The sequence below is a fragment of the Chryseobacterium sp. RR2-3-20 genome (assembly GCF_017808115.1).
Taxonomy (GTDB): Bacteria; Bacteroidota; Bacteroidia; order Flavobacteriales; family Weeksellaceae; genus Chryseobacterium; species Chryseobacterium oryzae.
Map to the genome: position 1 here is coordinate 1 of NZ_JADQBD010000032.1, position 14119 is coordinate 14119.

The following is a 14119-nucleotide window of genomic DNA, read 5'->3' on the forward strand; positions in this document are numbered from 1 at the left end:
CTACAAGCTAAATCGAAGATATTTTGGAGATAGCCTCTTTGAAAGGCTTATTATTGCTAACATTACAGGGTTATGATTAAAAACGGATAATCAAAAAATTTTTAGTTAGTGTTTGCAGCTACAAAAAATAAAAATCAAAAAAGCATCAATTAATATGGACAATATCTGGCAAGGAAGGCTGGATGGTGAAGAATTACTTTACCACAGAATTTTTCAGAGAGTAAAAGAAGAAAAAAATTACGATACCATTTCACCGAATGATTTCGTTTTACATGGGTTTGCAGTTGATGAAGGCGTTCGCAGAAATAAGGGAAGACAAGGTGCAAAAAATGCTCCTGATATTATACGTAGAAATATGTCTAACTTTCCTGTAGTTCGTCCCGATTTTTCTTTTCTGGATTTCGGAAATATTTATTGTGAAGACGGAAATCTTGAAAATACTCAAAACGAACTGGCGAAAAAAATTTCCAAAGTTCTGTTGAAAGGAGGTAAATCTTTGGTTTTAGGAGGTGGTCATGAAGTTACTTTCGGGCATTACCGTGGAGTAAAAACCGCTTTTCCTGAACAAAAAATAGGAATTATTAATTTCGATGCTCATTTTGATAACAGACAACCAGAAAATGGAGTAGGAGCAAGTTCGGGAACGGGATTCTGGCAAATTGCTCAGGAAGGAGAAATTCACTCTCTGCACATTGGAATTCAGAGAAATTCTAATACTTTGAAACTCTTTGATACTGCACACCAATTTGGGATGAAATATATTCTGGCAGATGAACTGTTCTTTGAAAATCTTCCTTCGGTGTATGAGAGAGTGAATGAACTTATTGATTCTGTGGATGTTCTTTATCTTACAATTTGCATGGATGTTTTCAATGCCTCTATGGCTCCGGGAGTTTCAGCATCGGCTTATAATGGTGTTTTTGCTGACTCAGCATTCATGCATTTGTATAAACATATTCTCAAAAACGAAAAACTTTCTGCACTAGATATTGCAGAAGTAAACCCAGAGTTTGATATTCAAGAACGTACAGCAAGACTGGCTGCCAGTTTAGCTAATGAATGGTTTATGATCTAATCTAACCAATATTATTCATAGAGATTATCATTAAAATATAGAATGGCGAGGAATAATATTTGTTGCTGAATGATCCCATAGATATCAGAACTTTTTTTCTGATTCTGTATGATTTTTAAAATTAACATGGAAAAATTAATAGAAAAAAAGCTTTTAAAAGCGGAACAAACTTTTCAGGAATGGAAAAAAGTTCCTTTTAAAGAAAAGCAAAAACTCATTGCCAAAGCTGCTGAAATTTTTAAATCGAAAACTGAAAATTTTGGTAAAATAATAACAGACGAGATGAATAAACCCATTTCTCAATCTATTGCAGAAGTGGAGAAATGTGCCTTAATGATGAACTATTATGCAGACGCAGAAAATACTTTAATACCCGAAAAAATTCAATCCGAATACAGTATTTCCGAAATTCATTTTGTGCCTAAAGGCGTAATCTTAGGTGTGATGCCCTGGAATTTCCCTTTCTGGCAGGTTTTAAGATTTGCTACACCTACAATTTTAGCAGGGAATACAGTAGTTCTGAAACATGCATCCATTTGCTTCGGAAGTGGTAATGCGATTGAAAAAGTTTTCCTTGAAGCTGGTTTTCCGGAAGGTGTGTTTCAAAATTTGGAAATCGGGCATAAAGAAGTTGAGGAAGTTTTAGAACATAGTATCATAAAAGGTGTAAGTCTCACCGGGAGTGGAAAAGCAGGTGCAGAAGTAGCCGCAACCGCCGGAAAGAATATCAAAAAATCTCTACTTGAATTGGGTGGAAGTGATGCATTTATCGTTTTGGATGATGCCGATTTAGACGAAGCTGCAAAAGTAGGTGCTTTGGCAAGACTTCAGAATTGTGGGCAAACCTGTGTTGCTGCAAAAAGATTTATTGTTCAAAAAAATATTGAGTTCGATTTTCTGCCAAAATTTATTTTAGAATATAAAAAATATATTCCGTCTGATCCTCATTTGAAAGAGACCAAACTGAGCGGAATGGCAAGACCTGATTTGGCAGATGATTTGGAAAAACAATATCAGAAAGCTTTGGATAATGGTGCAGAAGTGATTATTCCTTTGGAAAGAATTTCTGAGAACGAGTTTAATCCCGGATTAATCCGAGTTGCAGAAGGCAATCCTATTTTGCTTGAAGAATTATTTGGTCCATTAGGAATGGTAATGATTGCAGAAGATGATAAAGAAGCTTTAAAAATAGCCAATGATATCCCTTTTGGTCTGTCTAATTCAGTTTGGACGTCTGATAAAGACCGTCAACAGTATTTTATCGAAAACTTAGAATCCGGAACGGTTAATATTAATAGAATGACAAGCTCAGATCCTCGTTTTCCGTTTGGAGGAACCAAATCTTCAGGTTATGGAACAGAACTTTCTCTGCACGCTTTAAAAGAATTTGTAACAATTAAAACGGTTTTAGGAAAGTAAACAAAAACAAAAGCCTCCCGAAAAAATTAATTTTCGGGAGGTTTTTTTTATAGTAAAGACAATAATTAAATTGTAGTTAATCTCAATGTATTTGTTTTTCCACCTTCATAAGACGGAGTTGCATTGATGTTGATAACGAAATCTCCGGTTTCTATATAACCATGGTTATGCGTCAACATATTTACCTGAATAATGGTTTCGTCAGTAGGTTTATTCATGTCATAATAATAAGCACGAACTCCCCAAAGTAAATTCAGCATTGTAATAACTCTCTTGTTTCCACTGAACACAATAATGTGGGAATTAGGTCTGTGAGCTGATAATTGAAAGGCTGTATAACCCGAACTTGTTAATGTTACAATAGCTGCAACGTTGGTACTTTTTGCAATTCTTACGGCAGCAAGACAAACCCTGTTGGTAATGAAACGTTCATCAATACAATTGAAATCTTTTTCAATAGGTTCGTTTTTGTGTTGATAGAAATTAGTCATTTCTATATTTTTCACAATTTTCGCCATGTTTTCCACCACCTGAATTGGGTATCTACCTACAGAAGTTTCTCCTGAAAGCATCACTGCATCTGCACCGTCTAATACAGAATTAGCAACGTCATTTACTTCTGCTCTTGTAGGCGTTAAACTGTTAATCATTGTTTCCATCATTTGGGTTGCAATGATTACCGGTTTTGAGTAAAATCTTGCTCTTTCAACCAGGTTTTTCTGAATGGCAGGAACTTCTTCCATAGGAACTTCCACTCCTAAATCACCTCTTGCAACCATTAATCCATCACATTCTAACAAGATTTCTTCGATATTTTTTACACCTTCCGGTTTTTCAATCTTAGCGATGATAGGAGTTTTAATGGTACCGTTCGGATGTTTAGAAATTAATTCTTTCAAATCTATAATATCCTGTGCATGACGAACGAAAGAAAGAGCAATCCAATCCACTTCCATATCAAGCATAAAGTTGGCATCCTGAATGTCTTTTTCGGTTAATGCAGGAAGAGAAACATTGGTATTCGGAAGGTTAACCCCTTTTTTAGAGCTTAATGGTCCTCCCTGAATTGTTTTAGCTTTAACAGTATCAATTTTATTGGTTTCTAAAACTTCCAAAACAAGCTTGCCGTCATCAATCAAGATTCTCTCTCCGACATTTACGTCTTGAGGAAACTGCTGATAAGTCATATAAACTTTTGTAGAATCGCCTTCTATTTTTTCGTTGGTAAATGTAAGAACATCACCAGGATTCAGGTAAGAACCTTCTTTTACAACTCCAACTCTCAGTTTAGGCCCCTGTAAATCTCCTAAAATTCCTACAGAATAACCGTATTCTTTATTTAACTCTCTTATTATTTCAATATTTGAGCGAACTAAGTCGTAGTCTGCATGCGAAAAATTTATTCTGAAAATGTCAACACCCGCTCTCATTAATCCCAACATCACTTCTTTCGAAGATGAAGCAGGGCCCAGTGTTGCAATAATTTTAGTCTTCTTTAAATACTTATTCATAATACTGTATTATTTGATAAAGTTCTTCTTCAGAACCTATTATGTAATCTTGGATAGGAAACACAAGATTTTCAGCCAGCAAAATTACGGAAAAATCAGGAAATTGTTCCGAACTATGCAGAATATATTCTACATCTGGATGATTATTTAATAAAAATTTAATGTTTTCTTCTTCTGAGAAGAGTTCAGTCTGCAGTTTTTTTTGCTTACTTTCTGATGATTTGTTTGCAATAAAAGTGAAGCAGGTTTTGGTGTATTTATGATATGCTTCATATCTGGGAAATGAAAAATCATAATATTTACCATTGTAAATAAGATCTTCTATTCTTGAAAATTTTAAATCGTTAAAATGATTTATCTTAAAAAAAAACTCATGATCCGGAATATGTTTTACCAATCTTACCAAGCCTATGGTAATATCTTCAAAATCCGTTTCGTCAAAATCATAAAGTTTTTGAATTTCCAAGTATATTTTCTTTTTTATTTAAAATATAAAATGCCCTTTGTGCTGCTTTTTCTTCTGCCTTTTTCTTTGAAGTCTCTGTTGCATTAGAAATTTTTTCATTTCCAAGCCATACGTGACAGCGAAAAACAATAGATTTGTTCACCTGAATTTCTTCGCAGGTTTCATATTTTATATTCAGTTTTTTCTTCTGGCTCCACTCTAGCAAAAGACCTTTATAACTTACAATTTTGTTTTCAAGCTTATTAATTTCTGTTGGGGTAAGCAACTTTTCTAAAACGATTTTTTTGCACGTTTCGTATTGCAAGTCCAGATAAATTGCACCGATAAGTGCTTCAAACAAATTGCCCGAAATATTTTCGCCTAAAGCAGCAGAATGGTTGTTTTTTTGTAAAAGGCTTGTAAGCTTTAAGTCTTCACCCAGTTTATTGAGATTCTTCCTATTTACAATCTTAGATTTCATTTGTGTCATATATCCCTCATTAGCTTTAGGATAAGTATGAAACAAATGGCAAGAAATAATTGTACCCAAAACAGAATCTCCTAAAAATTCCAGTCTTTCGTAATTGCTATCCTGGTTTTTAGAAGAACTTTTTGTAGAAAAAGCTTCTCTGTAGAAGTTAATATTCTGAATGTCAGTACCTAAAATTTTATTTAGCTCTGTACTTAGAAAATAATCTCTTTCAGTAAGTGTTCTTTTTCTTTGTTTGAGGAGGAATTTAGAAAAGTATTTCTGTAACTCCATTCAGTAATATTTAGATTTTCTTAAATAGAACACAGGCATTGTGTCCACCAAATCCAAAAGTATTACTCATGGCAACTTTTACATCTTTTTTTACAGCTTCATTAAACGTGAAATTCAGTCTGCTGTCGATGTTTTCATCATCAGTAAAATGGTTGATTGTAGGAGGAACGATACCATGAATAATTGTTCCCAAAGCAGCAATTGCTTCAATAACTCCGGCTGCACCTAAAAGGTGTCCTGTCATTGATTTCGTAGAATTAATCTGAATATCGTAGGCATGTTCACCCAATAATCTTGAAATTGCATTAGATTCTGCAATATCTCCTAATGGAGTAGATGTACCATGCATATTGATATGGTCTACTTCATCAGCAGTAAGTCCTGCATCTTCTAGACAATTTTTCATTACCAGATAAGCTCCCAAACCTTCAGGATGTGGTGCTGTCATGTGATGTGCATCTGCACTCATACCACCACCCAATAATTCTGCATAAATTGTTGCTCCACGCTTCACAGCGTGTTCATACTCTTCAAGAACGATGCAACCTGCGCCTTCGCCTAAAACAAATCCGTCTCTGTCTTTGTCGAAAGGTCGAGATGCCGTTGTAGGGTCATCATTTCTTGTAGAAAGTGCCATCATAGCATTAAAACCTCCGACTCCGCTCGCTGTAACCGCTGCTTCAGAACCTCCGCAAACTATTACGTCGGCTTTTCCGAGCTGAATAAGCATTTTAGAATCAATAAGAGCGTTCGCAGATGATGCACAAGCTGAAACCGTAGTATAATTGGGGCCATGGAAACCATATTCTATAGAAATATGTCCCGGGGTAATGTCCGCAATCATTTTAGGAATAAAAAAAGGATTGAATCTTGGAATATCGGTGTTTGCCCAACCCAAAACTTCCGTTTCGAATGTTTCTAAACCTCCGATTCCAGATCCCCAAATTACGCCGACTCTGTTTTTATCAACATTGTCTTCTATAATTTTTGAATGACTTACTGCTTCTCTCGCAGCAACCAATCCTAACTGCGTATTTCTATCCATTTTTTTAGCTTCTTTCTTGTCGAAATAGTCTAAAGGATTGAAGTTTTTCACTTCACACGCAAATCGGGTTTTGAAATTTGTGGCATCAAAAAGAGTAATAGGAGCGGCTCCGCTCTTGCCTTTTACAAGACTTTCCCAGTATTCACTCGCATTGTTACCTACAGGTGTTATTGCGCCAAAACCAGTTACAACTACTCTTTTTAATTCCATAAATTTTTAAAATTTTCCTTTGTTGAAGAATATTATTTATTTACTACTTCTTCTATATAAGCGATAGCGTGTCCTACAGTAGTAATTTTTTCAGCTTGGTCATCAGGAATCTGAATATTAAATTCTTTTTCGAATTCCATGATTAGCTCAACTGTATCTAGTGAGTCTGCTCCTAAATCATTTGTGAAGCTAGCCTCAGGAGTTACTTCTGTTTCTTCAACGTCAAGCTTATCAGCGATGATAGCTTTTACTCTTGATGCAATGTCTGACATAGTAAATTATTTTTTTTAATTGTTAGATGCTGCAAATATATAAAATTCTTTATGATAAATCGTTTTTTTAAACTTTTTTATAGAATTGTATAATATAATTTTGCGTGCTTTGAGATACTCTTTTAGTTATCAATTATTTATGTGTTAATTCTTTTTGTTTTATAGAATTATTATTCTGTAAAGATGTTTTTAAACTTATATTATTACCTTATTTTGATTTATTTTAAACTATAGTTTCTTGATATCTGTTGATGTTTTTAAATATATATTTGCTTCCTGTTTTCAAAGATAAATATAGAAGTAAACATGTCGAGTTTTCCTCAGAGATTGATTCCGATGACGGATTTTGTAATAGAATATTATTCAAATGAAGGTTTTGCCGATCTTCATACGCTTAATCTGTTGAATAATTACGCTCAATTTCTGAGAATGCCGCTTAGTTTAGATATGTTTTTACCGGTAGATTCGAAAGGTAATATTCTCAAGGAACCAAAGAATTATGTCACTTGGAAATCTTTAAAGCATAATAGTGAAATTACTGAAATAGATTCGGGAAATGTTTTTTTTGATGAAAACAGAGTGTTTCAAAAAGCAGAATCTAAAATTTTATTTGATGGTTTCATAAGTGCTTATAATGGATTTTCTGTTGCCAGATTGGTAGCGTCTTATAATCCTTCTATAGAGCTTTCGTTTAATAAAAATGATTTGGCATTTCAAAAATATACTGATGTTGAATCACTTATTTCTTTACATGAAATATATTTGAGTCCGTATGCAATGAAACGTATTGGTTTTTAATTATTCAGGCTTTTAAAATCAAAATTTCACTAATTTATTTTAGTGAAATTTATTCTTTAAAAAATTTATGATATGGCGGATTGATTGGAGTTTGTAACGAAAAGTTTCCGTTGAATTAATTTCGCAATTCGTTCAATTATATCCATAAAACAAAAAAACTCACAAAAAATGTGAGTTTTGAAAGTGAGCGCGAAAGGATTCGAACCTTTGACCGTCTGCTTAGAAGGCAGATGCTCTATCCAGCTGAGCTACGCACCCATTTGTAATTTTGAAAAAATTATCGAAAACTGTCGGGGCGGCAGGATTCGAACCTGCGACCTCCTGGTCCCAAACCAGGCGCGATGACCGGACTACGCTACGCCCCGAGTAAATAAAATGCGGAGGGTAAGGGATTCGAACCCTTGCGACACTTTCGCGTCGACAGTTTAGCAAACTGCTCCGTTAACCACTCCGGCAACCCTCCTTTTTATTTATATTGTAAAGATCTTTGTTCTGTTATTGCGAGTGCAAATATAGAACAGATTTCTTTATCTACCAAATAAAAGACAAGAAAAAATTGTGTATTTTTACGCTAATAAACAATTGAAAAAATAGACAGATGCGTAAATCGTTATATATCATCGGCTTAAGTGTTCTGGTGTTTTCCTGTACTTCACAGAAAAATATCAAGAAAAACTCTTATCGTCCTAAAACTGCAGTTTCGCAAGCAAAACCTGTGAATGTTGCAGCGGTTGAAAAGCAGAAACCTCATGTTATAAAAGATCATGGTGTAGAATTCTTTACAACTAATATTGCAGATATTACCAAAAACGACAATACTGCAAGTTATGGTTCTATTGTATCTGCAAAACCCGCAGGATTCAAAGTGGTGAAGACTTACTTTCCTGCAATTGCCCAGAACTTCAGACAAAAATATTTAATTCTTCATTATACCGTTTTGCCGGACGATAAATCTGTAGAAGTGCTTACAAAACAAAATGTGAGTGCGCATTATCTGGTTAATAATTTAGGTGATAACGAAATTTATCAGCTTGTTGATGAAAATAAACGTTCTTATCATGCTGGTGTTAGTGCGTGGAGAGCTGACAAGAATCTAAACGATACTTCAATCGGAATAGAAATAGTAAATCCGGGATACAAGTCGGATGCAACCGGGAAAAAAATATTTCAGCCTTTTACTGATGAGCAGATTAAAAAAGTTGCAGCTTTAGCGAAAGATATTGTGATGAGATATAATATTCCTCCTACCAATGTTTTGGCTCATTCGGATATTGCACCTACAAGAAAGCAAGATCCAGGACCGCTTTTTCCGTGGAAAAGATTATATGATGAATACCAGATAGGAATGTGGTTTGATGAAGCTGTAAAACAAACTTTTATAATGAATGCAGAAACTGAAGTTTCTACAAAATATAACGAACCGTCATTTGTATTTGTTGTGCAGACTGCATTACAGAAATTTGGATACGATCTTTTTCCAAACGGGAAATGGGATGATGCTACCAAAAGAACAATTGAGGCTTTTCAGTATCATTTCAGACCACAAAACTATGATGGCGTTATCGATGCTGAAACCTGGGCTATTCTACAGGCTTTAAACCAAAAATATCCGGTAAAATAAATTCAGGAAACAACTAATGTAAACGAATCATTTTTTTTGCTCCCATTTCTTAAATTTCAATAGCTTTTTATTGCTAAATTGGTGCGCTTAAATTGATATTATAGAACCGTTACATTAATTTTTAAATTATGGAAAATTTCAGAAAGGAAAGTGATCTTTTAGGAGAACTTAATGTGCCTTTAAACGCTTATTTTGGAGTTCAGACTCAAAGAGCAATAGATAATTTTAAAATATCGGGACAGCTTTTATCTTCATATCCTGAATTTATTAAAGGTTTGGCGTTTGTGAAAAAAGCAGCGGCTAAAACCAATTATGAATTAGGGCTTTTGGATGAAAACTTATATTTGAAAATCTCAGAAACATGTGATGAACTTATTGGAGGTTTGTTTCACAGCGAATTTCCTGTTGATATGATTCAGGGAGGTGCGGGAACTTCAATAAACATGAATGCAAATGAAGTGATTGCCAATCGTGTTCTGGAAAAATTAGGAAAAAATAAAGGTGAATACGAATTTTGTTCACCAAATGACCATATCAATCTTTCTCAGTCGACCAATGATGCCTATCCTACGGCAATTAAAATGGGTTTACTGCAAATGAATGATGTTTTGGTAGAAAAACTCAAGCAGATTGTAGAAGCATTTCGCGAAAAGGGAAGAGAATTCCACGATGTGATTAAAATGGGAAGAACCCAGCTTCAGGATGCTGTTCCAATGACGATGGGACAAGAGTTTGAAGCTTTTGCTGCTACTTTGGAAGAAGATATTTCTAAATTGAATAATAATGCCAACCTTTTTGTAGAGGTAAATATGGGAGCGACCGCCATTGGTACAGGGATTAATGCGCCAATTGGTTATGCAAAACTTTGTGCAAAAAATCTGTCAGAAATTACAGGATACCCTATCGTTTCTGCACCGGATTTAGTGGAAGCTACTCCAGATACAGGTTCGTATGTGATTTATTCATCAGCTATGAAACGTCTGGCTGTAAAATTGTCTAAAATTTGTAATGATTTAAGACTTCTGGCTTCCGGACCGAGAGCTGGATTGTCTGAAATTAATCTTCCACCAATGCAACCGGGCTCTTCAATTATGCCGGGGAAAGTAAATCCGGTCATTCCTGAAGTTGTCAATCAGGTGTGTTTTAAAGTTATAGGGAATGATTTAACGGTAACTTTTGCAGCAGAAGCAGGACAGCTTCAGTTAAATGTAATGGAGCCAGTTCTTTCTCATGCAATTATGGAAAATATTCATTTTCTGTGTAATGCTCTCGATACTCTTCGCGAAAAATGTGTTGTGGGTATCACTGCCAACAAAGAAATTTGTCTCAATATGGTAAAGCACAGCATAGGAATTGTCACTGCTTTGAATCCTTATATAGGCTATAAACAATCTACCAAAATTGCTAAAGAAGCATTAGAAACAGGAAAAAGTGTTTATAACTTGGTTCTTGAACATGGATTGCTTTCTCAGGAGAAATTAGATGAAATTCTGGATCCAAAAAATATGCTTACGCCGCATAATAAATAAATTTTAACAGTAATTAATCGGTGATGAACTAAGTAAATTCATCGCTGGTTAATTATTTCATTTTACATGTTTTTATTTTGAAATTTCTCATCATTATTCCTGCTCACAACGAAGAAAAAAATCTTCCTTTTACTCTGGATTCTCTGCAGCAGCAAAGTTTTAAAGATTTTACGGTCGTAGTGGTTAATGATGGATCGTCTGATGGAACTTCTGGCGTAATTAAAAGATACACAGAAAGTGATTTCAGGTTTGAAACCATTACGCTTCAGAAATCATCTCATCAACCGGGATCGAAAGTGGTTGCCGCATTTAAGAAGGGTTTGGAAACGAAAAGGTTAGCAGATTTTGATATTATTTGTAAGTTTGATTCTGATATTATTTTAAATGAAAATTATCTTCAGAAAATAGCAGATGCTTTTGCCGAAAATCCTGATTATGGGCTGGTTGGCGGACTTTTATATCTTGAAAAAAATGGGGAATGGGTGTATGAAGGAAATTCTAACAAAAATCATGTGCGTGGTCCGATGAAAGCGTACCGAAAGGAGTGTTTTCAGGAAATTGGAGGGCTTCGAGAAACTTTGGGATGGGATAATATTGATGCCATTCTTCTTAAAAATTCAGGCTGGAAAGAAGTGGCAATCCCTGAACTGCAGGTAAAACTGATTAAAGTAAAAGGAGCCGATTATACCATAAAACCTGCAGATTATTATGGAAGATATTTTTATTTTCTCGGTTTAAACCGTTTCCTTACGTATATAGCCGCTGCTAAAGAAGCTTCAAAAGCAAAATCTCCGTCATTTTTAATGCAGATCATCAGCTCGTATGAAAAATGCAGATCTCAACATCTTGAACTGAAAATTTCTAAAAAAGAGCAAAAAGTAATTAATAATGAACGCTGGAATCAGTTTAAAAAGAAATGGTTTAAAATTTGAAAAAAATAGCCTACATAGAAATTGATACGCACGCAGAAATTGCTTCCGATTTTAAGGATTTAATGGAAGATTCAAAAGAGTTTTCCGTAGATTATTACTTTTCAGAAAAAATTGACAGTCAGATTTCTTCCAATCAGGAGAATGTTTTTTTATCAGATTCTTCCATGATTTTAGAACAGCTGAAAGCAAAAAAATATGATTTTGTAATGATCGGGACGGCTCACCGGTATTTCGATACTTTTCTGGAAATTACCCGAAAATATAAGTCGGCAATTATTGTTCATAATCTTAATTTTTCTAAAACCTCACCTTTAGATTTAATAAAAAGCATATTGAGAGCTGATCAGCTTTTCAGATTAAAACTTTTAATGAAAGAAGGCTTGCTTCAAGCTGCGAATGTTTATAAAAATGCTGCGAAACTCTTTGTTTTAGATGAGGCATTGTCTTCGCAAACCTATGCTTTTTTACCGCTTTTTTATTCTAAAGAATTCGTTTTTAGCAAAAATAAAAAATTAACTGTTGTTATTCCGGGTGGTGTTTCTCAAAAAAGACGGGATTATGATCATGTTTTAGACTGTATTCAAAAATCTGAACAGGCAAAAAATTTAGAATTTGTCTTTCTGGGAAAGGCAAAAGGGGAGGAGCTGGAAAAAATAAAAAAAGGTTCTGAAAATTTTAGTTTTAAATATTTTACAGAAAGGGTTTCTCAGGAAAATTTTGAGTTTTGGATGAAAAAAGCAGATGTTCTCTGGTGTCCCATTCAGGAAAAAACAGAATTTTTCAGTCAAAAAGAAATTTATGGCAAAACGAAAATGACGGGAAATCTGGGCGACGCCATTAAGTTTGGTAAGGCAGCTGTTTTTCCTGAAAGTTATCCCTCAGATCTTGCATTTATTGTACCGGAAAGGAAAGATGTAATTCTGCAATTGAATGAGCTTATAGATTTTCAGTTCAACTTTCAGAAAGAATTTAACAAAAAAAGGGTTCTGCAAAAACTGGAAGAAAAGCTGCTTCAGGTTACTTAAATTTCAGAATGCTTTTAATGAATTTTAAATTGATATACTGTTCTACCGGAAAGATCTTGGTGAAGTGGTTTCCAATAAAAATCAATATCAAAACTACGGCAGGTTTGTAGATTAAATTGACGAAATTATTCTCAAAAACCGGTAAAATAATAGCCACCGTGATTGCCAAAGTACAAATGATAGAAACAAAAATCATTTCGATAGAGAATGGCGAAACTTTAAACACGAAATAGTTGAAAATAACTTTGATGAGATTGTAAATACTCACCGAAATTGCCGTAGAAATAGCAATTCCGATTAAGGAAAGATCTGTGTTATTGATGAAATACCAGTTTAAACCTACCGTTAAACCTGCAAGAAGCAACATTACAATAATATTGAATTTGTAGTATTTGGATAGCGAGATGATATTTCCGTTGAATCCGGTAGCTAAATCCATCAAAACTGCCGAACCCCAAATCCAGATCACGGGCTCGTACATCCTCAGTAAATCCCCTTTATTAGGCATAAAATGTGTTAAATAAGGAAATCCCACCATAATACAGCCAAATAAAACGGCTCCGAGGAAAAAAATCGTCAGTGAGGTTTTTTTGTGAAACCGGTCCAATTCTTCCATATCTCCATCTGCCAGGTTTTTTCGGATAAACGGAGCTGAAATATTAAACAGACCCAGTTGCGGAATAGAAATAAGCGATACTAAAGCCAGTAAAATACTGTAAACGGCAATTTCTTCTTCACCGATAAATTCCCCAATCATGTAGTTGTTGATAGCCATGTGGTTTCCGAAAGTTCCCAGAAATCCGAAAAAGCTGTAAGAGGCAAATTCTTTATAAAAATGGTCTTTTTTAAAATATTCTGTGCTGAAATCAAGATGAATTTTTTCCAGCTTATTGGCGTAAAAAATATATCCTGAAAGCATTAAGGCAAACATTCCGAAGAAAAATGCCAGTGCAATCTGCTCAGACATCTGGAAGTAAAAAAACAGGCAGAAAGAACCCAGATTGGCAAGTTTAGGCAACAGATTATCGAAAATATTAGAAACTACAATTCTTTTATAGTTGGAAATATATTTATTGAAAATCGCACAAAGAGAAAGTGTTAAAACAAGAGGAAGAATATATTTTTTGCTTTCCCAAATTTTCATTTTGGTAAATTCTGGAGAGAAATAAGGAATGAGAAAGAAAATGATGAGAAAAACAAAAAAATTAATGCAGACTAAGGCTAAAGAAAGCGAAAGCATATTCTGATGCTTTCCGTCTTCATGAGCTTTTCCGAAAAATTTTACATTAGAATAAGAAATTCCCAAAACTACAAAAGGAACCAACAATTCTGCAGTAGACATGATGAATCTTAATTTTCCGTAAAAAAAGAGGTTGTTGGTAAAAATAAAAATAGAAAACATCCCGATCAGGGTTGCGATATATCCAATAACAGAATATTTAAAACCTTGCCTTGCTACTACACTCATATTTTC

Annotated in this window: 13 protein-coding genes and 3 tRNA genes; 7 read left to right on the forward strand and 9 right to left on the reverse strand. The window is 34.4% G+C overall.

The window, feature by feature from the left end; all coding sequences use genetic code 11:
- Positions 1-154 precede the first annotated feature (154 nt).
- The gene (gene hutG, locus IV513_RS08825; protein WP_209390212.1) at positions 155-1075 is read left to right on the forward strand and encodes a formimidoylglutamase; all 921 of its coding nucleotides are present in this window, start codon (positions 155-157) and stop codon (positions 1073-1075) included.
- Positions 1076-1201: 126 nt separating this feature from the next.
- Entirely contained in the window at positions 1202-2494 is a 1293-nt protein-coding gene (locus IV513_RS08830; RefSeq protein ID WP_209390213.1) for an aldehyde dehydrogenase family protein, read from the forward strand.
- 65 nt (positions 2495-2559) lie between these two features.
- Here IV513_RS08830 and pyk read toward each other — a convergent pair whose 3' ends face one another.
- Genes pyk through IV513_RS08855 form a run of 5 tightly spaced genes read right to left on the reverse strand, consistent with a single transcriptional unit; the run spans position 2560 to position 6740 of the window.
- Entirely contained in the window at positions 2560-4005 is a 1446-nt protein-coding gene (gene pyk / locus IV513_RS08835) for a pyruvate kinase (RefSeq protein WP_209390214.1), read from the reverse strand.
- Positions 3998-4471 carry an IPExxxVDY family protein gene (locus IV513_RS08840; protein WP_209390215.1) on the reverse strand — a complete coding sequence of 158 codons (474 nt, stop codon included), beginning with the start codon at positions 4469-4471 and terminating at the stop codon, positions 3998-4000. The genes pyk and IV513_RS08840 overlap by 8 nt, the downstream gene beginning before the upstream one ends.
- Positions 4449-5213: a ribonuclease III gene (rnc, locus tag IV513_RS08845; protein ID WP_209390216.1), complete on the reverse strand. Its 765-nt coding sequence runs from the start codon at positions 5211-5213 to the stop codon at positions 4449-4451. The genes IV513_RS08840 and rnc overlap by 23 nt, the downstream gene beginning before the upstream one ends.
- Before the next feature lie 10 nt (positions 5214-5223).
- Positions 5224-6468, reverse strand: coding sequence for a beta-ketoacyl-ACP synthase II (gene fabF / locus IV513_RS08850; protein WP_209390217.1), 1245 nt, complete (start codon positions 6466-6468; stop codon positions 5224-5226).
- A gap of 32 nt (positions 6469-6500) precedes the next feature.
- A complete protein-coding gene (locus IV513_RS08855) occupies positions 6501-6740 on the reverse strand; it encodes an acyl carrier protein (RefSeq protein WP_002976354.1) in 240 nt (79 codons plus the stop codon).
- A gap of 306 nt (positions 6741-7046) precedes the next feature.
- Between IV513_RS08855 and IV513_RS08860 the strand changes: the two genes are divergently transcribed.
- Complete coding sequence (locus IV513_RS08860) at positions 7047-7538, forward strand: hypothetical protein (protein WP_209390218.1); 492 nt, start codon at positions 7047-7049, stop codon at positions 7536-7538.
- A gap of 184 nt (positions 7539-7722) precedes the next feature.
- Here IV513_RS08860 and IV513_RS08865 read toward each other — a convergent pair.
- From IV513_RS08865 to IV513_RS08875, 3 genes are all read right to left on the reverse strand, one after another.
- A tRNA-Arg gene (locus IV513_RS08865) sits at positions 7723-7796 on the reverse strand.
- A 32-nt stretch (positions 7797-7828) separates the two neighbouring features.
- Positions 7829-7903: transfer RNA gene (locus tag IV513_RS08870), tRNA-Pro, on the reverse strand.
- A gap of 13 nt (positions 7904-7916) precedes the next feature.
- Positions 7917-8001, reverse strand: a tRNA-Ser gene (locus IV513_RS08875).
- Positions 8002-8136: 135 nt separating this feature from the next.
- Here IV513_RS08875 and IV513_RS08880 point away from each other — a divergent pair.
- The 4 genes from IV513_RS08880 to IV513_RS08895 all read left to right on the forward strand — a co-directional run bounded on the left by IV513_RS08880 (position 8137) and on the right by IV513_RS08895 (position 12645).
- Positions 8137-9159 carry an N-acetylmuramoyl-L-alanine amidase gene (locus IV513_RS08880; RefSeq protein WP_209390219.1) on the forward strand — a complete coding sequence of 341 codons (1023 nt, stop codon included), beginning with the start codon at positions 8137-8139 and terminating at the stop codon, positions 9157-9159.
- A gap of 128 nt (positions 9160-9287) precedes the next feature.
- Positions 9288-10688 carry an aspartate ammonia-lyase gene (gene aspA / locus IV513_RS08885; RefSeq protein ID WP_209390220.1) on the forward strand — a complete coding sequence of 467 codons (1401 nt, stop codon included), beginning with the start codon at positions 9288-9290 and terminating at the stop codon, positions 10686-10688.
- A 77-nt stretch (positions 10689-10765) separates the two neighbouring features.
- Entirely contained in the window at positions 10766-11620 is an 855-nt protein-coding gene (locus IV513_RS08890) for a glycosyltransferase family A protein (protein ID WP_209390221.1), read from the forward strand.
- Positions 11617-12645 carry a hypothetical protein gene (locus tag IV513_RS08895; protein WP_209390222.1) on the forward strand — a complete coding sequence of 343 codons (1029 nt, stop codon included), beginning with the start codon at positions 11617-11619 and terminating at the stop codon, positions 12643-12645. Before IV513_RS08890 ends, IV513_RS08895 begins: the two co-directional genes overlap by 4 nt.
- Here the strand turns inward: IV513_RS08895 and IV513_RS08900 are convergent.
- On the reverse strand, positions 12638-14113 hold the full coding sequence (locus IV513_RS08900; protein ID WP_209390223.1) for a lipopolysaccharide biosynthesis protein: 1476 nt from the start codon (positions 14111-14113) through the stop codon (positions 12638-12640). The genes IV513_RS08895 and IV513_RS08900 overlap by 8 nt on opposite strands.
- Positions 14114-14119: the final 6 nt, after the last annotated feature.

Excerpts from the sequence above, each read along its gene's own strand:
- aspA (WP_209390220.1), top strand. The coding sequence starts at position 9,288 with ATGGAAAATTTCAGAAAGGAAAGTGATCTTTTAGGAGAACTTAATGTG.
- IV513_RS08900 (WP_209390223.1), bottom strand. The coding sequence starts at position 14,113 with ATGAGTGTAGTAGCAAGGCAAGGTTTTAAATATTCTGTTATTGGATAT.
- IV513_RS08855 (WP_002976354.1), bottom strand. The coding sequence starts at position 6,740 with ATGTCAGACATTGCATCAAGAGTAAAAGCTATCATCGCTGATAAGCTT.
- IV513_RS08830 (WP_209390213.1), top strand. The coding sequence starts at position 1,202 with ATGGAAAAATTAATAGAAAAAAAGCTTTTAAAAGCGGAACAAACTTTT.
- IV513_RS08860 (WP_209390218.1), top strand. The coding sequence starts at position 7,047 with ATGTCGAGTTTTCCTCAGAGATTGATTCCGATGACGGATTTTGTAATA.
- IV513_RS08880 (WP_209390219.1), top strand. The coding sequence starts at position 8,137 with ATGCGTAAATCGTTATATATCATCGGCTTAAGTGTTCTGGTGTTTTCC.
- pyk (WP_209390214.1), bottom strand. The coding sequence starts at position 4,005 with ATGAATAAGTATTTAAAGAAGACTAAAATTATTGCAACACTGGGCCCT.
- rnc (WP_209390216.1), bottom strand. The coding sequence starts at position 5,213 with ATGGAGTTACAGAAATACTTTTCTAAATTCCTCCTCAAACAAAGAAAA.
- fabF (WP_209390217.1), bottom strand. The coding sequence starts at position 6,468 with ATGGAATTAAAAAGAGTAGTTGTAACTGGTTTTGGCGCAATAACACCT.
- hutG (WP_209390212.1), top strand. The coding sequence starts at position 155 with ATGGACAATATCTGGCAAGGAAGGCTGGATGGTGAAGAATTACTTTAC.